The following is a 19,692-nucleotide window of genomic DNA, read 5'->3' as shown; positions in this document are numbered from 1 at the left end:
ATACCTTCTTTCCTTAAAATCAACAAAACCCATTTACAAATCTATAAAAGTAGATATAATATCCTTATGGAACCTTTATTAATTTATAAAGCATTGTCAAATGAAACAAGATGTCAAATTTTATCATGGTTGAAAAATCCAGAAAACCATTTCGATGAAAAACCTTATCTAGAACAAGACCTTAACTTTCAAGTTGGAGTGTGTGTAGGAGATATCCAGCTTAAAACTGGCCTAGCCCAATCGGTTATTTCTAGTTATTTATTAACTATGAAAAAAGCAGGCTTACTAGAATCTAAACGAATTGGAAAATGGACATACTATCGTCGAAATGAAAAAACAATACAAAGGTTTTCTGAATACGTCCAAAACGAATTATAAAGTAAAAGCTACTAATCAATTAGCATATCAATTGATTAGTAGCTTTCACACATTCTGCTTTTTTACAGGTATCCAATTACTTTTTTATAAAATTGCACTACCTATAAAAGCAAGAAACATAGAAAGGAGAAAATTTTTTAATATATCACATCTAGTTATTTAGATATCTGTTATTGTGTTTCAAATTACATAATCCTAATAATATTGACATCCAATTATGCTTGTAATAATGCTTCTTTGCTAATGAATTCACTTTCAAAATACTGATACGAATGGAGAGTTTTATAAATGAAAAAAGTAAATCCTTTACTTATTCTGACACTCGCAATAGGTGTGTTCGGAATTATTACTACCGAGATGGGTATTGTCGGTGTATTACCACAAATCACTCAGAAATTTGGTATTTCAACTGCTCAAGCAGGATTTTTAGTAAGTATATTCGCACTAGTTGTTGCTATTTCTGGTCCATTTTTAATTCTGCTCGTCTCTAGTATTAATCGCAAAATAATTTTATTAACAGCAATTTTTATATTTGTTATTTCAAATATAATCTACGCTTATACAACACAATTTGAAATCATGCTTATTTTTCGTATTTTACCGGCAGCACTTCATCCACTCTTCTTTTCAATCGCCCTTGTAACAGCTGCTAAACTTGTCCCTCCAGAAAAGAGCGGTCAAGCGGTTACAAAAGTTTTTATGGGAATTACTGTTGGCTTTGCTTTAGGTGTACCATTAACCTCTTACCTTGCAGACCAATTTTCACTCGAAATTGCTTTCTTATTCGGAGCATTTGTTAACACTCTTGCATTCATTGGAATACTACTCTTCCTTCCTTCTATGCCTGTTACAGAAAAAATGTCTTCCGGAAAACAAATTCGTATACTCGGCAAACCAGGATTATGGTTAAATATTTTAACCGTCACATTCCTTTTTGCAGCCATGTTTTCCGTATACAGCTACTTCGCCGAGTACCTTGCAAAAGTAACTTCCATGAATGGATCTCTCATCAGTATCATGCTATTCATATTTGGTATAGTTATGATTTTAGGGAATCATTTATTTGGTAGTCTCCTGCAAAAAAGCATAATAAACACCGTAATATCATTCCCTATTTTATATTCTGTTGTTTACGTATTGGTTTATTATTTAGGCTCCTACCTTGTTCCAATGATTTTTATAGTATTCATTTGGGGAATCGTACATGCTGGCGGATTAATTGTTGGTCAAACATGGTTAATAAGCGAAGCAAAAGAAGCACCTGAATTTGGTAATAGTCTATTCGTTTCGTTCTCAAATCTTGGAATTACTTTAGGAACAACTATTGGAGGCTGGTTCATTTCAAACCTAGGTATTCATCAGCTTATTTGGAGCGGATTTATATTCACACTACTATCATTTCTATTCATTATAATAAAACTAAAATTTTTCAATTCTAATAGCCAAGCTTCATTATCAAGCTAGTACATTTTCAGTTCCAAATTTAGATTTTATTCATAAGAAAAATCTCATTATAAAATGAAACTTTAATCAGTCGGGGGGTTCATCCCCCACTGATTATCAGCCTTCACCAATCGGGCTTTTACGAGCAGCCCGTAAATAGCGGGATAAATTTTTATTAACTAAAAAGTATGATGATCGAAGCCTTTAGCCATAATTATGACTAAAGGCTTTTTTTGTAAAAAAATAAACACCTATAAAAAGGAGCTAATTTTATGGAACATAATAAAAATGGAGTACTTGCTTTAATTGTTTTTGTGTTAGGGTTAGTGTTTTTTGTTAGTGGTATGGTTTATTTCTTATGGGGATCATTTTAAAGCACAATGGGATTGCATTATTATAACTGTTCATTATTAATACATAAAAATCCTCAAGTCATAGTGAGGGCACCTTCTGGTGTCTTTTCTTTTTTTATAAACAAACGAATATGCAATAATGCATGCTAATTCATTAATCGATTGTGATATACTCTCAAAGAGCTGATACAATATTTTATTTTAGATTGGAAACCTAACTTCTTATCTACCAAAATAAAGACACCTTTAAGGTGTCTTTATTTCTTTAAAATCAATATAATAAGATATAGTAAAAACATAGTTTTTAATACATATAAAGAAAAATATAGATTTATTAAATCATTATGGCACCCATGAAAGTGCTTTTATTTTGGAAGGAAGGAACAAACTATGAACAAAAAGTTATTACCATCATTATTATGTAGCGCATTTTTATTTGGATTATCAGCTTGCAGTTCACATGATACATCTAGCAATGACACGAAAAACGAACAGGAGACTTCTAAAGAAACAAAGAATGATGAACTTAGCAACAAGGATCCTCAAAAAGAACTTCCCACCCATGGAGATTCTTCTGATGTATACATATCAATAGGCTCTGTCGATTCATTAGATGTTATAGGTAATGGAGAAGTTAAAGCACAAGGTGTATTTAAAGTATTAGACGTGGTAGTTTATAATCGTCAAGAAGAACCCATTACACTAAACAGCAACAACTTTAAATTAATTGACGGAATCGGAAGAGAATATTACATTTCTAATGAATCTCAATTAGTACTTAAAGCTGCAAATACCGCTACATTTAAATTTGGTGTTCTTAATCCTAATGAAAATTCGGAAGGGAATATTGTATTCGATGTACCGAAAAATACGCAAGGATTAACTTTAAAAGTGAGTGGCGATATGTTGGATAAAGGGATCGAGTTAAAAGTTGAATAGTCAAAAGAAAATGTAAAAGTGGTTTTTCTACAAAATAGATAAACCGCCTATCACAACTTATACTAACATAACAAAAAAGTACAGCCTCTGTATTAACTACAGTAGACTGTACTTTTTTATTTATGATTTTGTATAACTCACTATAACAGGATTCCTTAATTCTTTTGAGTAGATGCTCTCCAATCACGAAAAGATGTTGGAAACCCAGAATGTCCACGTTGCTTTGTAACAACTGGTTTCTCTTCAAGAGTAGTTGATTTCTCTTCAAGAATAGTTGGTTTTTCTTCAAGAATGGTCAATGCTGTTTGCATTTTCTCCAGCTGTTCTCTTAAAGCTTGCTGCTCAATCTTTAAATCCGTAAGTAAACGTAATATCATCTCAGAATTAGCCATAACGATCTCCTTTCCCCCCAATGCACAGAATAAAATACCATATGTAATAAGTCTAATACTCGTGACAAAAATAAGTTCGTCAACTCTCTTAAAATATTGACTCCCTTTTATTTTTCAAAAGGACCTGCTCAAGTTTATCCGTAAAAACATAAAGTGAAATAAATCCATTAATATATGGACTTTATGGAAGGAGGAGTTAATATGGGCTATGGTGGTAGTTGTGGTGGAGGCTATGGTGGTAGTTGTGGTGGAGGCTGTGGTTTTGGCGGTGGATTCGCCTTACTTGTTGTGCTCTTTATTTTGTTAATCATCGTTGGAGCTAGCTGTTGGGGCGGCGGATTAGGCTGCTAAGGAAGGGCACTCTTGAGAGTGTCTTTTTTTTATTTCTCAATATGCAACTAACATATATGTGTTACTATCAAAGTGCGAGATTCCCTAAGCGTAATATAGTAGTTTACCAACTATGAAAGCCACTGTCACAAGAAAACAGTAGGCTTTTATTTTGTTATTTAATAAGATTAGAACAGGGATCACCATTTCTCCTCAGTGACATTTGAATCGCACATTTTAAAATTGACATAGCACTTCATGCACCATATACTGTTAACAACAGTATACTGTCATTAACAGTATACATTCCAATTCATTCTAGGAGGTATATTCATGAAACATACAGGAAGACATACAGGTGCATTTCTTTTGTTATTTTTAGCAGAAGGTGATAACTATGGCGGACAGCTACTTCAGAAATGTGAAGAAGAACTTCCGGTCAATCCAATCGATAGTGCCATCCTTTACCGCACGCTGAAGAAATTAGAAAACGAAGGTGCTATTGAATCTTATGTAAGTACATCCGTTCCAGATAAACCGAGAAAGATGTACAAAATAACTACAGCCGGCAAAGAACAATTAGCGGATTTTCAAATGGATATTGAGGAAAAAATGAAAAACTTATCATTTTTCTTAGACAAATATAAAGACTTAAAGGAATCTAATCATGATTAATGGCGCTATCCTTTACACTTTGGCCATTATTCTTACATGGATTTCTTTTATGAAGGATCAGAATAAAACGAAAGCTGCCCTATTAAAATCATGGAAAATATTCCAAAACCTCCTCCCTGCCATGCTCTCCATTATGCTTTTCGTTGGACTATCACTTTCTATCTTAACACCGCCCTTCATCTCTTCCATCATTGGAGAACAGTCTGGATTCTTAGGTATTGTTTATTCTGCGATCCTCGGCTCTGTGGCACTCATTCCAAGCTTTGTCGTGTTCCCACTTGGTAATACGTTAGTACAGCACGGCGCAGGCCTTCCTCAAGTTGCGGCGCTCATGTCTACATTAATGTCAGTAGGAATTACAACCTTGCCGATGGAACAAAAGATATTCGGACGAAGCTTTGCTTACGCTCGTAATGCATCTGCATTACTCATGTCACTCCTATTCTCATATATCATTTGGGTGGTGATGGTATGAATGAACTAAAAAGATATCGCTTCTTTTTCATATTACTGTTTGGGCTCCTCTTATTAACTTTTATAAACCAATCTTTAGGATGGAGCGCATTACAATTAACAGGGAATAGCATTTTAGATATGTTGTTTCTACTCCCCCCTGTCCTAATATTTGTAGGGTTACTTGATCAGTGGGTGAAGAAAGAAACACTAATGAAATACATGGGAGAAAAATCGGGCATATATGGAATCTTATTTTCTTTATTATTAGGCGGAATTGCAGCTGGTCCCCTCTATGTTGCCTTTCCGATTGCAGCACTACTATTAAAAAAAGGCGCAAGTATTAGATACATCGTATTTTTCTTAGGCGTTTGGACAACTGCGAAATTACCGATTATCGTATATGAATTTTCTTCATTCGGAGCTACATTTACACTCATTCACATTTGCTTCGGTCTATTATTCTTCTATATAATGTGCATTATTTTTGAGAGATTTTATGATCAAAGGCAATTGTTGCAGTATGATATTACGAGAGAAATGTAAGAAGACATCTTTACGAGATAAAGATGTCTTCTTACATGAATCTACAACTTCTTAAAAAAGCATAAAATCCCCGTTGCTTTTATGTTCTTTTAAGAAAAACGATACAGATTAATCCAAGTGTACATGCACCTTGGGAGCCAGATGTTAAACCGTTATCCCTTCAACTACATCGGTGAGGCTCCAGATCGATACATTATTGAAGCGTCTTTAGTTTCTAAAACTTAAAAGGAGCTGTCCTATAAGTCAAACTCTGGACTGGAGTTATGTTCTTATTGTGTAAAATTCCAATCGACTTAACCACAAAACACGACAACAATAACCTACCTATATAGAGTATAAAACCGTCCCAAAATACCTTTTGGAACGGTCTCTTTTTTACACACTATTTATTCTCTTTTAACTTCTCTAACTCCCGCTGTACTTCTTCTTGCAAATTTTGATCTAATACTTCTTGTTGATTAGGAGACTTCAAATTATAAAAATAGTTACTAGCAGCTGTTTCTGCTTCTAGTTTTTGCACATAAGATTCAATTCGTGCAAAGCCTTTCGATGTACTTTCTGAATGGAAAGAATCAATTGCCGTATTGCTCTCTTTTATCGCTCGCGCCGCATTTAACCGCGAGACAAGAACTAGTTCTTTATATTGCAACTCTCCATATTTCTTTTGCAATTTGTCAATTTGTTCATAAAGCGTCGCTGTTTGCTCTTTTGTTATTTCGTACTGCTTGCGATATAGCTCCGCTTTTTTCTCATTCACGATTTTTTCTTGCAGGGCTAACTGTGCCATTTGATCTTCTTCGCGTGATACTGCAAGCTCAGCTTGGCGAGTTCTCTTCGCAATAAGAGCATCCGTTTCTGAAATTAAAGCTTCGTATTTCTTTTCTAAATAATATTGATGAGCGAGTGCTTTTTGAGCTTTCGTAATTTGCTGTTCTGTTTCGCGAAGATATTGCTTCAACATGCTAACAGGATTTTCTACCTTATCTAACGTTTGATGCACATCCGCTACGACAATATTTTTAATACGTTTTAAAATACCCATTATTACTTCTCCTCCTTACGAATGTTGCGTTCCCATTGATCTAAAACATCTACTTGTTGTTGTACTTGAAAATCGCTGTATAAATCTATATCAGTTGCCATTCTTTTTTCTTTAAACTTTTTATATGCCCAAACAATCGCTGCAACAAATGCAAGCATCGGAAGGACCGGTAATAAACCAATAACTAGAAGCAATATGCCTGTCCACTTTTTAACCATATTCCCTTCAGACTTACGAAGCATGAACCATCCGAAAAGAACAAATCCAAACGCTAACAGGAATGGTATAAAGAATAAACCTTCAAACTCTTTTTCATGATGCTGATCTCGTTCAAAGTTATTAAACTTTTCTTTTTGTGTAACGAAAGCGTCTCTTTCTTTATCGTGAGAAACAGTATACGCCGCTTGCTTATGCTTCTCATGATCCCACCTGTCAAACTTCATACTATGTAATCCAAACAATAGTAATGCCAGAAGTAACGGAAGGATCAAAATCCATTTTAACCAACGCAATTTTTTACGTTTATTCTTTTTCATCTGTTCACCACCATCTATCATTCGTTTTGAGATAAGTAAAAAATGTATTACCTCCCTTTACCTTTGATACATATGAGTGTACGACTTATACGTGAGAAGAGAATGAAAGAAACATGATGAATGTATGAGAAATATATAAAAAATTTCTCATAATCGTAGAAGAAAATATTATTCCAAAAATAAAGGAATAAACAAAGGGTTCAGCTAAGCCATGATCGTTACATTCTTCGGAGCAACCATCATAGGAGTAGTAAAAATGTACTTCATGAAGGGACTTCCTGACCGTTGCGGAGCAGCTTGGGTTGTTGTTGGATAGGAATTTTCAAATGCAAAGGGGCTATTTTATAAACCGGTTTTACCGGGTTATAGAATAGCCTCTTTATTATGGAGAAAAAACCGTCGATAAATTTTTGTTCCAAATATTCAGAATTAATATTAAAATAAAAAATGGAGCTACGGGTATTACAAATTATACATAACGAGGGAATAGAAATGAGAATTCAATTAAAAGCGGATTTAATGCTACTATTAGTTACATTTTTTTGGGGTGCATCCATCCTACTTACAAAGCTTGGACTTGATGGCATAGAAGAATATAATTTAATCGCATTGCGATTTATTATTGCCTTTCTTTTATCAGGTTTAATATTTTACAAACACTTATTCAAGATCGATTTTAAAACTGTAAAATATGCATTTATACTAGCTTCTGTTTTATTTATCGTTTACATTTTCGCGACTTTCGGTACAAAGTATACAAGCGTTTCTAATGCTGGTTTCTTACTATGTCTCACAGTCATTTTCATTCCAATATTATCAGCTATCTTTTTAAAGCACATTCCTGAAAAGAAAGTTATATTAGGAATTGTGTTAACGATAATAGGAATTGGCTTATTAACATTAACTAGTGAATTCAAGATCGGTAACGGCGATATATTTTGCATACTGTCTGCCTTATTTTATGCGATTCACGTCATCATTACCGGAAACGTAACGAAACATGTAAATTCCATTGCACTTGGAGTAATACAACTCGGTTTCGTGGGCCTATTTAGTCTTATTTTTTCATTAGTTATGGAAACCCCAAAACTTCCTGGCACTATCGACTCATGGCTAATAATCTTAGCGTTAAGCATATTTTGCACCGCAGTCGCTTTCATTGTGCAAGTGATTGCCCAGCAATACACTACGCCTACACATACAGGTCTTATCTTTTCACTAGAACCTGTCTTTTCCGCAGGCTTTGCTTTCGTTTTCACAGGTGAAACACTTACAGGAAAAGGATACTTAGGGGCGACGCTTATATTAGTAAGTGTGTTGATTGCTGAGGTGGATTTTAAGGGGTTGTTGAAGGTGAATTATAAGAAGAATGTGGAATAGGTATTTCACTAAGATAGATAAACATACCCCGAAAATAGTCGTTTGTATTATTTTCATTCTCTTAACTTAAATTTTCTTTTAAATGAGCCTTTTTTTAGATGCTATCTTCGAATAAGGTAGCATCTAAAAAATGTTAAAAATTACTTAATGAATATAATCATAAAGATTTTTCGCTAACAATAAACAGGTTACTGTAATGAAAAGGGCACGAACATACCCGCTTCCTTTTTTTATAGCAAATTTGGAGCCAATGATCCCTCCAGCAATTTGAGCAATTCCCATTATGAAACCATACGCATAGTTTACTTGTCCTACATACATAAACATCAACAATGCACCAATATTACTTCCTAAATTAAGAAACTTCGCATTACCTGCTGCTTTTAAAAAATCATACCCAATAAATAAAAGAGAAAACATTAAAAACGAACCTGTTCCAGGACCTAGAAATCCATCATAAAAACCAATAGCAAAAACAAAAAAAGTAAAGATAATGACGTGTCGACCAGACAATTTTTTATGAGTGGAAATACTACCCCAATCCTTTTTGAATATCGTATAAATAGCAACCGCACCAAGCATGATCAGCATCAATGGCTTCAGTACTTCTGGGTTCATTAAATGAACGGTCCATGCCCCTATTATGGAACCTATGAAAGTGAGTGGAAATAATTTAAACGCCGATTTCAAATCAAGATTACCAGAACGATAAAACACAATATTACTAGTTGCACACCCCATTGTCGACGCTAGTTTATTCGTAGCTACTGCACTTGCTGGATTCAGTCCTGTAAATAATAAAGCTGGTAAGGCAATCAGTCCACCACCACCTACAACTGAATCAATAAATGCAGTTAAAAATCCAAAAACAATCAAAATAATTAATACTGATGGGTCTAAATAAAAATCCATACTATCAGCCTCCCCTTTAGTCACTATTGGAATAGTAACTAATAATTTGCTAAATGTAAAGAGTTATTGTAACGTTGAAATATAAAAGCAAACATCGGAGGACGAAAAAAGTGGACTACATAGTGCAACAGCTTAAAAAAATTGGTTTTAATGAATATGAAGCTAAATCTTATGTATCTCTTGTTAAACAAGGGCCTGTTACAGCCTACCAAGTAAGTAAGGATTCAGGTATCCCAAGAGCGCGAATTTATGAGGTTTTGGGTAACCTTGTAGAAAAAGGAATTGTCATGAAGGAAGAAATAAATGACACCACTCGCTATTCACCTCTACCTGTCGAAATCTTTTTGCAGAAGGCTCAATCAGAATGGCAATCTACTTATGAAGTAATCAGTGATTCGTTAAAAAACCTAGAAACTTCCGAGGAAAAAGCGGATAATCGGGTGATTACTTTAAAAGATAAAAAAGCAATAATTAGCTATTGTCAGGCATTAATAAAAAAAGCAGAAAAGCGTATTGTCATTTCGATGTGGGATGATATGTACGAAGTGTTAAAACAGGAACTATCTGAGGTAACTGATAAAGTCACGGTACAAGGTATTACCCTACATGTTGAAAATCCCATTAAAAATCTAGAAACCCACCGTATAACACCTTATACAGAAACCCGGTCTACAGAACATTGGTTTATTTTATCGATAGATTCTAAAGAGATGATTTATGGACCATCACTTGAGGAGCGTAATGTTGCTTTCTATACAGATGACCCTGTTCATATATACCTATTAGAGGATTATGTATGGCATGATGTTTTAGTGAATCGACTTGTACAACGTAGCCAAGATGATTTGGAGCAATGGATTACTACAGAGAGAAAATCCTTCTTTATGGAAAAATAAGAAACATATTCAAAGAATCAAAAAATAAAGCATAAGTTAATGAAATGGAACACTTATGCTTTATTCTATTTACAAAGTGATACTCCAGTCTTTTAACTATTTCCCCTCCACAAACCGCCCAAACTCCTTCAAAAACCTCAGCTTAAAACTCCCCACAGGCCCATTCCGATGCTTCGCCACATGAATCTCCGTCATCTCTTTCTGCACCGTTTCCTTATCGTAATAATCTTCGCGATACATAAGCATAATGACATCTGCATCTTGCTCAATTTGTCCCGTCTCTCTTAAGTCAGATAAAAGAGGGCGCTTATCTTGACGTGACTCTACAGAACGAGACAATTGCGACAACGCCACTACACAAACATTCAAATCACGCGCTAATAACTTAAGCTTACGAGAAATCTCACTAATCTCTTGAAACCGATTGCCCTTATGCTTCGGATCGCCCGTAATAAGCTGCAAATAATCTACAATGACTAAAAGCTTTTTATCACCGTGCTTCCTCTTTAACTTACGAGTTTGTATCCAAATATCTTGCACCGTAACGCCTGCATGATCGTAAATCTCAAGTGGTAACTCACCGATCTCCGCAAACGCCCTACTCACCTTTTCCCAGTCCTCCATCGCAAAACGGTGCTTCGGATTTTTCAGCCTACCTCCTGACACTTCACCTACGCAAGAAGCCATCCTTTTTAACAATTGCTTACTACTCATCTCTAATGAAAACAACCCAACCGCCGCTCCAGACTTCGCCGCATGTAGTCCAACATTTAACGCAAAAGCAGTCTTCCCCATAGAAGGACGTGCACCAAGAACGACAAAATCACCTTCCTGCAAGCCGCACGTCATCTTATTTAACGATGTATAACCAGTCTCAATCCCAGTATTCTCTTTCGTATCTTGATGAAGCTCCTCATACAAACCAACTAACGCATCCGTCAAATCAAACTCACATACACAGTCCTTTTCCTCTAACTCACAAAGTTCCGTAATCGTCTCACCAATAATTTTCTCGTCCTTCTCCGCAATAAGACGCTCTCCCATCTTGTGCCCGAGAACACCCGCCTGATACATTTTCCAGGCACTTCGAACAAGCCCCTCATAATAAGAGAAGTTGGCAGTTGTAGGCACACCATCCATTAATCCTATAAAATACTCCATTCCCCCGATCCCCTTCAAAAAATTCGGATCTACCCTAGAAATGAACGTCACAAGATCAATCGGTTGCCCCTCTTCTTCCATTTTTCGCATTAACTGAAATATAGACTTATGCACTGGCATAGAAAAATACTGCTCCGTCAAACGGCACTCCTTAATAAGCTCTCCATCAAGTAATAGAGAACCTAACACCGTCTTTTCCGCCTCCACATTTTGAATACTCATGGTCGCCACCCGCGCTCCGCTAAAAAGCGCTGCAACTCTTCCTCTGACGGTGCATTCTTCTCCCACTCCTCACACTTCGCCAAAAAATTCTCCGTCTCCCCACCGCTAACAGACGACTCCTTCTTCCGAAAACTCGCCGTATCCGCCTCAACCTCCGACACTTTCGTAAATCCTTTCCCATGCCAACCCCTCAAAATCCCCTTCACATAAGCAACCGTCCGCTTATTATTCTCATACGCAATTTGAAGAGCCTTCAGCACAAGCTCCTCTGACAAATCAACCATCCACGCACTCAATTCCTCTACCGTATGAGAAGACAAACTACCAAAATTCTGCTCATAAAACGTGAACACCTTACTTCCCGTTTCTTCCTCTACAACCTCTTCTTCCTCTTCTATCTCCTCACAAACCGGATCAACATCATCCATAGCCAAATCACTAGGCATACCGAAATGTGCTAAAAGCATCGGAACATTCAGCTCCTCCTCCGCACACTTATGAAGAAACATATGTACAAACTCCTTATTCTTCACACCCTTAAGCTCACGAAGCACACACTTCTCCACATTCGTATTCGTCACAGGATTATAACGAAGCCAATTTAAAACGAATAACTCCCTCGTCTCCGCATCATAAAGAATCTTTCCATAATCAATAAAACGCTGCACAAGCTTATCAACAGTCTCCCTGTTATAACCCGTCTCCATCTCAGCTAACCGCTTCGGAAACGGAAAAATCCCGCACTGCGTCGTCTTCGAACAAGTTAACAAATACACATAAAAATACCGCTCCTCCGGCGTCAAATCCAAAACAAAATCATCCTGCCAAAAATTCACCTGCACATTACGATACACCGCCATCAAAGTTCCTCCCGTCCTCATTCAAAAATGAAAAATTCCTCTTTGTACTATATATAGGAAGGAGGGGTGGGTTTTTGGCGTGTTATTTCAAATTTTTTTTGACTACTACTACGGTGTTTGTAGTTGTTTTTGTTTTGTTATGTTTTTTCTTAGTGATTTATTACTTGGTAGGGGCTTTGTAGGGGTATGGAAGGGGGTGGTTTATAATTAAATCAAATTTTTTCTAATTTCCCATCCAAAAAAGAGGATATTCCAATAACAGGAATAATATATAAAGTATATTAATATATTTTCAGAAGAATAGGAGATACACTATGACAACTTGGTTAGAAGACATTATAACAGCTTTTAATAATTTAGATGGTGTCAGCCATTATGACGACCTTTATGCAGAAGTAAAAAAAGTTAGAACTGAGCCATTACCAGAATCTTGGAAAAGTATTATAAGAAATACAATTGAATTACATTCGTCTCATTCAAAAATATTTAATGAAAAAAAAGATTTATTTTATTCAGTAGACGGATTAGGAGAAGGGACTTGGGCGCTTAGAAATGAAGAAACATTAATTGAAGCTACTGATATTGCAATCCCACCAAAAAAATTTAAAATAGAGGTAAATAGAATTATACGAGATACAAATTTAACTCGTGACTTAAAAAGATTACACAAACATACATGCCAAATTTGCGGTGAAAGACTCGAATTATCTCAAGATAAACATTATTCGGAAGCTCATCACATAAAACCATTAGGTAGCCCTCATGATGGCCCAGACATACGTGAAAATATTATTGTTTTGTGCCCTAATCATCACGCACTATGTGATTATGGTGCCATTCTATTAAATCATTCCATGTTAAAAAACGTTAAAGTCCATAACATCTCTAAAGAGTTTATTGACTATCACAACAACGAAATATTTAACAAGGTAAACAAATAACGCTCTCTCTATTGAGTATTGTTAATTAAAAAGGGACTGGTTCTAGAACCCCCTTTTCTCTTAGAAAAGTATTATTTTTTAATGATACGAGCCACGACCACCATATCATGAATGGCTCTCACAATAGGATCCACTGGAATGAAATTGCTATAATTCATTGTTAATATTAATTGTTCCATATTTTAATTAATGAAAGTAGTCAAATGGTTACTCATAAAAAAGAGAGCTGCCCATAATCCGGTAAAACCGACTTATGGAACAGCTCCTTCTTTTCTTCTTATTAATTAATATCAATCTTTTCTACTAACATTGCTGGGATACTAATTTCGCCACCCATAGTAGATTTATAAGTATATATACCTGCAGATTTCCCTTTAATAGTAACATTATCATTTTCTAACACTCTTGAATTTATAATATCACTTTTATAAGCAACGTATAATACTTTATCATAATTCCCATTAACTGCTACTCTTAATTGTGTCTCACCTTGTCCTTCCATTACTTGAAGGACTTTTCCTGTAAATTTAGCTTTCTTTCCTTTAAAATCATCCGGTGTTCTAGCTAATTGATCATATGTAATTCCTGTTTCATATCCAATTCGCTCTTCTTCCTCTTTCGCCGCTTTCTCCGCTGCTGCTTTCTCTGCCGCTGCTTGTTCTGCTGCTGCCTTCTCTGCTGCTGCTTTCTCTGCTGCCGCTTTCTCTACCGCTGCTTTCTCTGCCGCTGCTTGTTCTGCTGCTGCTTTTTCCTCTGCTGTTAACTCTTTCTTCTGTTCAGCTTTAGCTGGCTTAGCCTCAGTGTTCGCCTCTTCTGTTTTTTTCGTATTATCAGAAGTTACACCGAATAAAATAAACATTGCTATTACGCCTATTCCATAGAACTTTAGTACACTTTTTCTATTTCGTTTTTCTTCTGATCCCCATCTAACTACTACTTGAGGTTTAATAATCCCAATAATTAATGCTATTAAACATACAAAAAACAATAATCCAAATAAAGTATTCAAATCAATTAGTCCTCTCATTCCTAAATATAATTACAATTCATTTCATACCAACTATATATTCCCATGTTTTAATGTTTTTTTCAACAATAAATTATTTGATTGATTTGTCAGATAATGAAGTTATAATCCACTAATCGAATTATCTATGAAAATCCTTTCTTGATTAACAAAATAACTACATACAGCTAATAAAGCAAAACAATAAAAAAGCACGAGCTCACTATACTCTCCCAAGCTCATGATTTAGTTTTAGGGTTCCCTTTTCCTTATTCCCCTGAAGTTCTTCGCTAAATATAGAGGCTTTCTTTTTCAATTTAATGGTAGAATATGATAAAATCAATAGGAGAATAATGCAAAGGCAGGGATGTTTATTGGCTGATATTTTGACAAGTGTTATGGTTCCTCTTGGTGTCGCTTTAGTGCCTTCAATCCTTACATATTTAGGTACTCGAAATCAGACGAAAAATGCACTAAAAACAGCACAAGCGCAACACACTTCAGAATTACAAAAATTAAGAGAACAACAGAAAGCAGATTTAGAAAAGATAAAGGAACAGCAACAAGTAGAGATACAAAAAATGAGAGAACAACAAAATGCAGAGTTACAACGAATGAGAGAACAAACTTTGCTTGATATAGAAAAAATGAAATTTGAAATGGAAAAACAGATTGAAAACTATGAAAAAACAGCACAAGTAGATGTTACAAAAGATGTATTTACTAATATGATGATGGGTGATAGTTCAGCATTTGGAAATATTGCGAATGGATTAGAAGAATTAGGTAAATTACAGGAACAACTGCAACAAATTCAAGGTAGGTCCCCAAAAAATAACAAGCATCCTGCGAATAAAAGAAGGTAAGGCTTTCCCCTTTGGGAAGCCTTTTCATTGTTCTTTGTATACCTTATCTAGTTTGGAAAGGGACACGCACCTCAATATAATGTTTTGAACTTCCTCAAACAAAAAATAAAAATGATGAAATTTGCTGCAGCACATACAAAGCGTCCGCACCAGAACATCCCCAACACTTGCAAACTCACTAATCATCCATGCCATACCATCACCGACTCCAATAACTTCTCTCTCACATACTGAAGCAGATAAGAAAAACTCATCTCATTCTACCTACAACAAACAATAAAAAAGGAACATTCCCTCTATAACGATTTTCATACTCACTAATACCATCATAAAAATACTCATACTTTCTTTTTCGTAAAACTATATAAATCGCAATAAACAACTCTACGACCATGATAAAATTCGCTTTCCCTTTATCTCCACTTCTTGTTTCATCACCTATTCTCCTTCCACTACATACTTATCTCCTTTAAATAACGGAATTCGAATGAAATAACGATATGACTCGTCACGTATTACTCTCCACGCAACAATAATCACTTGAACTACCTCAAAGGCAAACACAATCCAAAACCAAACATCACTAATACGCGAACTAATATTAAATAGAAGAAGGATTAATAAATGAAAATTGAATACTTTTTGGCAATGGTATTTGTATACCTCATTTTTACGTGCCAGTGTGATGTACATGAGTAGTGGTGAAAATATTCCTATTACGGCTGAGAGTAATAGCATGATGATGGTTTTTCTTTTTTTTTTGTGGTGGTTTTCATGATTGGTTTTGGCCTCCCTTTTTGTTTTGTCTTCTTTAGGCTAGGAGGTGACGTTGGGGGACGTGCAAGGGGATTATATAGAAAAAATTTAGTAATACTAATATAGATAAAATAAGACTTTCACTTTGACAGGGTGGAGGTCGTGAGTTCGAGCCTAACCGGAATCACGTTTGCTTGCTATTACTGAATTTCCCAGTTAACCCTTTCTTTTCTGGAAGTAAAGTTCTATTACCTCGTCTGTTTCTGGATGTTTGAACGTTCTTTTTGCAGTTTTACTTTCATCTAACGTTACATATAAATCGTCTTGCTTAACTTGGATAACGTCTTAATGGAGAGCGAAGCGCCCGCACCGTAACATCCTATCCCCATCATTTGCAAACTCACTAATAATATAAGCCTTATCATCACCTACTCTGATAACCTCTATTTACACACTGCAGCATATGAGAAAGATCCATCCCATTCTGCCTACATCACTGAAATGAACCTACAAAAATCAACAAAAAAACACTACAATCCAATAAATAAGACCATATCAAAAGCATACTCCTATGCCATTTTGATACAGCCTTATCTTATCCACTAATACTACTATTCCCTTAATCATTTTTGAGCTATACAAGCATTTAAAATCAAATCTACCTACAAAACATTACCATCCTTTAAATAATCATAGAGCTTATTATCAACTGATTTCTCCATAATCATATTCATTGTCACAACCGGTAGTTCTTTCCCATTTTTATCTTGCATTTCAGTTTGTTCTACACTTGCTTTATCAGGTTTCGCTTTTCCTAAATAGTAAAAGTCGCTTCCCTCATCATCATCTTTTTTCACAAAAATATGGACATCAATATTATTTTCTTTAGCATCAATAATTGTCTGAACTTCCTTTGACTTTAATGATCTATTACTTCTTGTATACCATTTCAGAACATCTTGATTAAGGAATTCATCACCATAGTTCACACTGGATTCTACCTCATCGTTTTTATGATATGTGACAAATATTGGGCAAGTAGAGTATTTGGTTTTATAGCCATACATAGTTGAAGTCTCATCAATGTGCCAATTTAAAAGTTTACATGCATCTTTTCTTGAGTATTTTTTATATATAGTAAGGTTACTATCACACTCATAGTTTTTGTTCTTTTCTTTCGCACTTTTAATGATGTCCATTACCATATACTTGAAGTATTCATTCTGTTCTAAACTTTCTCGGATTAGATCATTAAACATGTACGTCTTATCTTCTTGCAATGCGATAATTGGCTTTTCACCATATTTTTTCTGGTTATTCTGTGTGAAAAACGATAACTCAAAAATCCGCTGCACAGAAGTAATCGTATCATCATCTGTTAAGCAATTAGATTTTTCAAGTTGTTTTATATACTCATCTTTATCAACTTTTTCTTGCTTTAGTAACAATTCCAACAGAGTAATTTCATTTTTACGTTTTCCATTCAATACTTCCAACGAAAGCATTGTTAAAATTTTATTCTCGTACTCTGTTAATGTAGGAACCTTTTCTTTCATTTTCATTAGGAATTGATAATAGTTTGAATGTCCTTCCACAAGTACAACTGGATCAATGGAATGATTTACTATAAAATCATATAGATATGGAATTCTGCCTATTCGATTTTTCAATTCAGCAAAAGCTTCCCTCAATACTTTCATTTCTTTTAAATTACTATTATTAATTGCTTTAAAGATCTGCTTTTTCGCTATCTCTTCAAAGTTAACTGTTGAAATACCTTTAATATAACTCGTATCATTTGTATATCTACGTATGTTATCTTTATTTTGCGATCTATCTCCTGAAAGGGCAATCGGAATTAAATAGTTGTTTTTATAGTTTCCAATAAAATCAATAATCGTAACAAAATCTTTCGAATCGTGTTTTCGAAGTCCACGCCCCAGCTGCTGTATAAAGATAATACTTGATTGAGTTTGTCTTAACATAACAACTTGGTTCACACTCGGAATATCAATTCCTTCATTAAAAATATCTACCGTTAAAATATAATCGAGTATGCCATTTTCTAATTGATTCACGCGCAGTTCTCTTTCCTGTTGGGAATGATCGCCGGTTAATGCAAATGTGCGAAAACCTCTATTATTTAAGGCATATGATAATTGTTCTGCCTCATCTTTTCGGCTGCAAAACATTAGTCCTGTTACTTTCTCACCGGAAAAACCGTAATATTTTACTTTTTCAACTATATGATCCACTCGTTCTTCCGTAACAAGTTTAGATAAAACCGTAGTGTCATCTATCTTTTCACCATTATATTCAAAATCAGTTACTCCAAAATAATGGAAAGGACAAAGCATATCTTCTTCAAGTGCTTCTTGCAAACGAATTTCATAAGCAATATTGTAATCAAATAGCTCATAAATATTAAAATTGTCTGTACGTTCAGGTGTAGCAGTCATTCCCATTAAAAATTTCGGCTTAAAATAATCAATAACCCTATGATAAGAACTAGCACCCGCTTTATGAACTTCATCTATTAGAATGTAATCGAACAGCTCAGGATCAAATTGTTGTAAATTTTCTTCCTTTGAAATAGTCTGGATCGTCGCAAATAAATATTTAGCATTTATTTGTTTATTTGATCCTGATAAAATTCCAAAGTCCTCATCTATCCCACCAAGAACTTTTTGAAAATCTGATTTCGCTTTATTTAATATTTGCTCTCGGTGAACAATAAATAGCATTCGTTTAGGTGCAAAATTTCTGACATCAAATGCTGAAAGATATGTCTTCCCCGTTCCTGTGGCAGAGATAACTAATCCTTTTTCTTTTCCAGCGTCTCGAATAGCTTGTATTTCTTTTAACGCAGCTTGTTGCATTTTATTTGGAGTAATTTTCAAAGCTTCTTCAATTGAATTATGATATTGACCAGGTAATTCTATAACTCGATCTAGTAACTTATTTTCTGCAACTTGTTCATATATTGTTTCGTAATTTCCAATTAACTCTTCAGTTAATACTTGAGAATGCTCCCAAACTTCTTCAAATTGATTCTTAAAATGGTGAACAATCTCTCCATTTTCATGCGATGTTAACTTGACGTTCCATTCATAGTTTACCTTCAAAGCATGTGCAGTTAGATTAGAACTACCGACAATTAGCGAACAATGTGTTTTGTTATCAAATATGTATCCCTTTGAATGGAAACCAGCTAAGTTCGTTAATCTTACTTCTACATTTTCAAGTTTCATTAACTCTCTAAACACTTTTGGTGTATTAAAATTTAAGAATGTAGATGTTAATATACGCCCTTTAACTCCTTTTTGTTTAAGGTCAAGGAAATGTGATTTTAAAGTTGCTAGCCCACTCTCTGTAATGAAAGCAACCGAAAAAATAAAGGATGTACTATTTTCAAGCTCTTCTAACAATGAATTTAAAACATTTTCATTTTTTTTCGTATTATTTACTAATAATTTAGGCTTATATATTCCAGGATGATTATGTTTTTGATCAATAAATCCCTTATATAAAGATGCCTCTAATTTTTGAATGAAATTCTCCATATGATCACCATTTATGACAAATTTTTATACTAATTGTATTAC

General features: G+C 34.8%; 19 protein-coding genes and 4 pseudogenes. 11 read left to right on the top strand and 12 right to left on the bottom strand.

Annotated elements, in window-relative coordinates; translation table 11 throughout:
* Positions 1-66 precede the first annotated feature (66 nt).
* On the top strand, positions 67-378 hold the full coding sequence (locus tag FT637_RS17860) for an ArsR/SmtB family transcription factor (RefSeq protein ID WP_193647436.1): 312 nt from the start codon (positions 67-69) through the stop codon (positions 376-378).
* Between the two features lie 224 nt (positions 379-602).
* On the opposite strand, the pseudogene FT637_RS30635 reads toward FT637_RS17860, so the two are convergent.
* Positions 603-695: pseudogene (locus FT637_RS30635) on the bottom strand (hypothetical protein); the annotation flags it as partial.
* Between FT637_RS30635 and FT637_RS17855 the strand changes: the two are divergent.
* Positions 667-1,842 carry an MFS transporter gene (locus FT637_RS17855; protein ID WP_193647435.1) on the top strand — a complete coding sequence of 392 codons (1,176 nt, stop codon included), beginning with the start codon at positions 667-669 and terminating at the stop codon, positions 1,840-1,842. The pseudogene FT637_RS30635 and the gene FT637_RS17855 sit on opposite strands and share 29 nt — an antisense overlap.
* A 722-nt stretch (positions 1,843-2,564) precedes the next feature.
* The gene (locus FT637_RS17850) at positions 2,565-3,113 is read left to right on the top strand and encodes a DUF4352 domain-containing protein (protein WP_193647434.1); all 549 of its coding nucleotides are present in this window, start codon (positions 2,565-2,567) and stop codon (positions 3,111-3,113) included.
* Between the two features lie 155 nt (positions 3,114-3,268).
* On the opposite strand, the gene FT637_RS17845 is transcribed toward FT637_RS17850, so the two are convergent.
* Positions 3,269-3,505, bottom strand: coding sequence for a preprotein translocase (locus tag FT637_RS17845; RefSeq protein WP_193647433.1), 237 nt, complete (start codon positions 3,503-3,505; stop codon positions 3,269-3,271).
* A gap of 201 nt (positions 3,506-3,706) precedes the next feature.
* Between FT637_RS17845 and FT637_RS17840 the strand changes: the two genes are divergently transcribed.
* From FT637_RS17840 to FT637_RS17825, 4 genes are all read left to right on the top strand, one after another.
* Positions 3,707-3,856 (top strand): YjcZ family sporulation protein, encoded by a 150-nt coding sequence (locus FT637_RS17840; protein ID WP_002150194.1) that lies wholly within the window; start codon positions 3,707-3,709, stop codon positions 3,854-3,856.
* 312 nt (positions 3,857-4,168) lie between these two features.
* Positions 4,169-4,510 carry a PadR family transcriptional regulator gene (locus FT637_RS17835; protein WP_002159060.1) on the top strand — a complete coding sequence of 114 codons (342 nt, stop codon included), beginning with the start codon at positions 4,169-4,171 and terminating at the stop codon, positions 4,508-4,510.
* Entirely contained in the window at positions 4,503-4,985 is a 483-nt protein-coding gene (locus tag FT637_RS17830) for a hypothetical protein (RefSeq protein WP_193647432.1), read from the top strand. The genes FT637_RS17835 and FT637_RS17830 overlap by 8 nt, the downstream gene beginning before the upstream one ends.
* Positions 4,982-5,509 carry a permease gene (locus tag FT637_RS17825; RefSeq protein WP_193647431.1) on the top strand — a complete coding sequence of 176 codons (528 nt, stop codon included), beginning with the start codon at positions 4,982-4,984 and terminating at the stop codon, positions 5,507-5,509. The genes FT637_RS17830 and FT637_RS17825 overlap by 4 nt, the downstream gene beginning before the upstream one ends.
* 382 nt (positions 5,510-5,891) lie before the next feature.
* Here the strand turns inward: FT637_RS17825 and FT637_RS17820 are convergent, their stop codons facing one another.
* Together FT637_RS17820 and FT637_RS17815 are read right to left on the bottom strand one after the other, a co-directional pair.
* Complete coding sequence (locus tag FT637_RS17820) at positions 5,892-6,551, bottom strand: PspA/IM30 family protein (RefSeq protein ID WP_193647430.1); 660 nt, start codon at positions 6,549-6,551, stop codon at positions 5,892-5,894.
* A gap of 2 nt (positions 6,552-6,553) precedes the next feature.
* Positions 6,554-7,087 carry a hypothetical protein gene (locus tag FT637_RS17815; RefSeq protein ID WP_193647429.1) on the bottom strand — a complete coding sequence of 178 codons (534 nt, stop codon included), beginning with the start codon at positions 7,085-7,087 and terminating at the stop codon, positions 6,554-6,556.
* A 492-nt stretch (positions 7,088-7,579) separates the two neighbouring features.
* Between FT637_RS17815 and FT637_RS17805 the strand changes: the two genes are divergently transcribed.
* On the top strand, positions 7,580-8,467 hold the full coding sequence (locus tag FT637_RS17805) for a DMT family transporter (protein WP_193647428.1): 888 nt from the start codon (positions 7,580-7,582) through the stop codon (positions 8,465-8,467).
* Between the two features lie 144 nt (positions 8,468-8,611).
* Here the strand turns inward: FT637_RS17805 and FT637_RS17800 are convergent, their stop codons facing one another.
* Positions 8,612-9,379, bottom strand: a complete 768-nt coding sequence (locus FT637_RS17800) for a TSUP family transporter (RefSeq protein WP_193647427.1) — start codon at positions 9,377-9,379, stop codon at positions 8,612-8,614.
* 110 nt (positions 9,380-9,489) lie between these two features.
* Between FT637_RS17800 and FT637_RS17795 the strand changes: the two genes are divergently transcribed.
* Positions 9,490-10,275, top strand: a complete 786-nt coding sequence (locus FT637_RS17795) for a TrmB family transcriptional regulator (protein WP_193647426.1) — start codon at positions 9,490-9,492, stop codon at positions 10,273-10,275.
* 96 nt (positions 10,276-10,371) lie between these two features.
* On the opposite strand, the gene dnaB is transcribed toward FT637_RS17795, so the two are convergent.
* Entirely contained in the window at positions 10,372-11,658 is a 1,287-nt protein-coding gene (gene dnaB, locus FT637_RS17790; protein WP_193647425.1) for a replicative DNA helicase, read from the bottom strand.
* Entirely contained in the window at positions 11,655-12,518 is an 864-nt protein-coding gene (locus FT637_RS17785; protein ID WP_193647424.1) for a DnaD domain-containing protein, read from the bottom strand. The genes dnaB and FT637_RS17785 overlap by 4 nt, the downstream gene beginning before the upstream one ends.
* 314 nt (positions 12,519-12,832) lie before the next feature.
* Here FT637_RS17785 and FT637_RS17780 point away from each other — a divergent pair, with 314 nt between their 5' ends.
* A complete protein-coding gene (locus FT637_RS17780; RefSeq protein WP_193647423.1) occupies positions 12,833-13,459 on the top strand; it encodes an HNH endonuclease in 627 nt (208 codons plus the stop codon).
* Between the two features lie 280 nt (positions 13,460-13,739).
* Here FT637_RS17780 and FT637_RS17775 read toward each other — a convergent pair whose 3' ends face one another.
* Positions 13,740-14,468: a hypothetical protein gene (locus FT637_RS17775; protein WP_193647463.1), complete on the bottom strand. Its 729-nt coding sequence runs from the start codon at positions 14,466-14,468 to the stop codon at positions 13,740-13,742.
* Positions 14,469-14,839: 371 nt separating this feature from the next.
* Between FT637_RS17775 and FT637_RS17770 the strand changes: the two genes are divergently transcribed.
* Entirely contained in the window at positions 14,840-15,331 is a 492-nt protein-coding gene (locus tag FT637_RS17770) for a hypothetical protein (protein ID WP_193647462.1), read from the top strand.
* Positions 15,332-15,513: 182 nt separating this feature from the next.
* On the opposite strand, the pseudogene FT637_RS17765 reads toward FT637_RS17770, so the two are convergent.
* From FT637_RS17765 to FT637_RS17750, 4 genes and pseudogenes are all read right to left on the bottom strand, one after another.
* Positions 15,514-15,766, bottom strand: a pseudogene (locus tag FT637_RS17765) (hypothetical protein).
* Positions 15,767-15,769: 3 nt separating this feature from the next.
* Positions 15,770-16,107: pseudogene (locus FT637_RS17760) on the bottom strand (DUF4870 domain-containing protein).
* Between the two features lie 199 nt (positions 16,108-16,306).
* Positions 16,307-16,432: pseudogene (locus tag FT637_RS17755) on the bottom strand (nuclease domain-containing protein); the annotation flags it as partial.
* A gap of 317 nt (positions 16,433-16,749) precedes the next feature.
* Positions 16,750-19,650, bottom strand: a complete 2,901-nt coding sequence (locus FT637_RS17750; protein WP_193647421.1) for a DUF3427 domain-containing protein — start codon at positions 19,648-19,650, stop codon at positions 16,750-16,752.
* Positions 19,651-19,692 lie beyond the last annotated feature (42 nt).

The organism is Bacillus cereus, from assembly GCF_015071065.1.
GTDB classification, from domain to species: domain Bacteria; phylum Bacillota; class Bacilli; order Bacillales; family Bacillaceae_G; genus Bacillus_A; species Bacillus_A cereus_BA.
The sequence above is the reverse complement of the archived record's forward strand: the minus strand, read 5'-3'. Positions and strand labels throughout refer to the sequence as shown.

What these genes read in the sequence shown, in the direction of transcription:
- FT637_RS17845 (WP_193647433.1), bottom strand. Translation starts at nt 3,505, where the DNA reads ATGGCTAATTCTGAGATGATATTACGTTTACTTACGGATTTAAAGATT.
- FT637_RS17850 (WP_193647434.1), top strand. Translation starts at nt 2,565, where the DNA reads ATGAACAAAAAGTTATTACCATCATTATTATGTAGCGCATTTTTATTT.
- FT637_RS17820 (WP_193647430.1), bottom strand. Translation starts at nt 6,551, where the DNA reads ATGGGTATTTTAAAACGTATTAAAAATATTGTCGTAGCGGATGTGCAT.
- FT637_RS17830 (WP_193647432.1), top strand. Translation starts at nt 4,503, where the DNA reads ATGATTAATGGCGCTATCCTTTACACTTTGGCCATTATTCTTACATGG.
- FT637_RS17800 (WP_193647427.1), bottom strand. Translation starts at nt 9,379, where the DNA reads ATGGATTTTTATTTAGACCCATCAGTATTAATTATTTTGATTGTTTTT.
- FT637_RS17825 (WP_193647431.1), top strand. Translation starts at nt 4,982, where the DNA reads ATGAATGAACTAAAAAGATATCGCTTCTTTTTCATATTACTGTTTGGG.
- FT637_RS17750 (WP_193647421.1), bottom strand. Translation starts at nt 19,650, where the DNA reads ATGGAGAATTTCATTCAAAAATTAGAGGCATCTTTATATAAGGGATTT.
- FT637_RS17855 (WP_193647435.1), top strand. Translation starts at nt 667, where the DNA reads ATGAAAAAAGTAAATCCTTTACTTATTCTGACACTCGCAATAGGTGTG.
- FT637_RS17835 (WP_002159060.1), top strand. Translation starts at nt 4,169, where the DNA reads ATGAAACATACAGGAAGACATACAGGTGCATTTCTTTTGTTATTTTTA.
- FT637_RS17815 (WP_193647429.1), bottom strand. Translation starts at nt 7,087, where the DNA reads ATGAAAAAGAATAAACGTAAAAAATTGCGTTGGTTAAAATGGATTTTG.
- FT637_RS17805 (WP_193647428.1), top strand. Translation starts at nt 7,580, where the DNA reads ATGAGAATTCAATTAAAAGCGGATTTAATGCTACTATTAGTTACATTT.
- FT637_RS17860 (WP_193647436.1), top strand. Translation starts at nt 67, where the DNA reads ATGGAACCTTTATTAATTTATAAAGCATTGTCAAATGAAACAAGATGT.
- FT637_RS17785 (WP_193647424.1), bottom strand. Translation starts at nt 12,518, where the DNA reads ATGGCGGTGTATCGTAATGTGCAGGTGAATTTTTGGCAGGATGATTTT.
- dnaB (WP_193647425.1), bottom strand. Translation starts at nt 11,658, where the DNA reads ATGAGTATTCAAAATGTGGAGGCGGAAAAGACGGTGTTAGGTTCTCTA.
- FT637_RS17780 (WP_193647423.1), top strand. Translation starts at nt 12,833, where the DNA reads ATGACAACTTGGTTAGAAGACATTATAACAGCTTTTAATAATTTAGAT.
- FT637_RS17840 (WP_002150194.1), top strand. Translation starts at nt 3,707, where the DNA reads ATGGGCTATGGTGGTAGTTGTGGTGGAGGCTATGGTGGTAGTTGTGGT.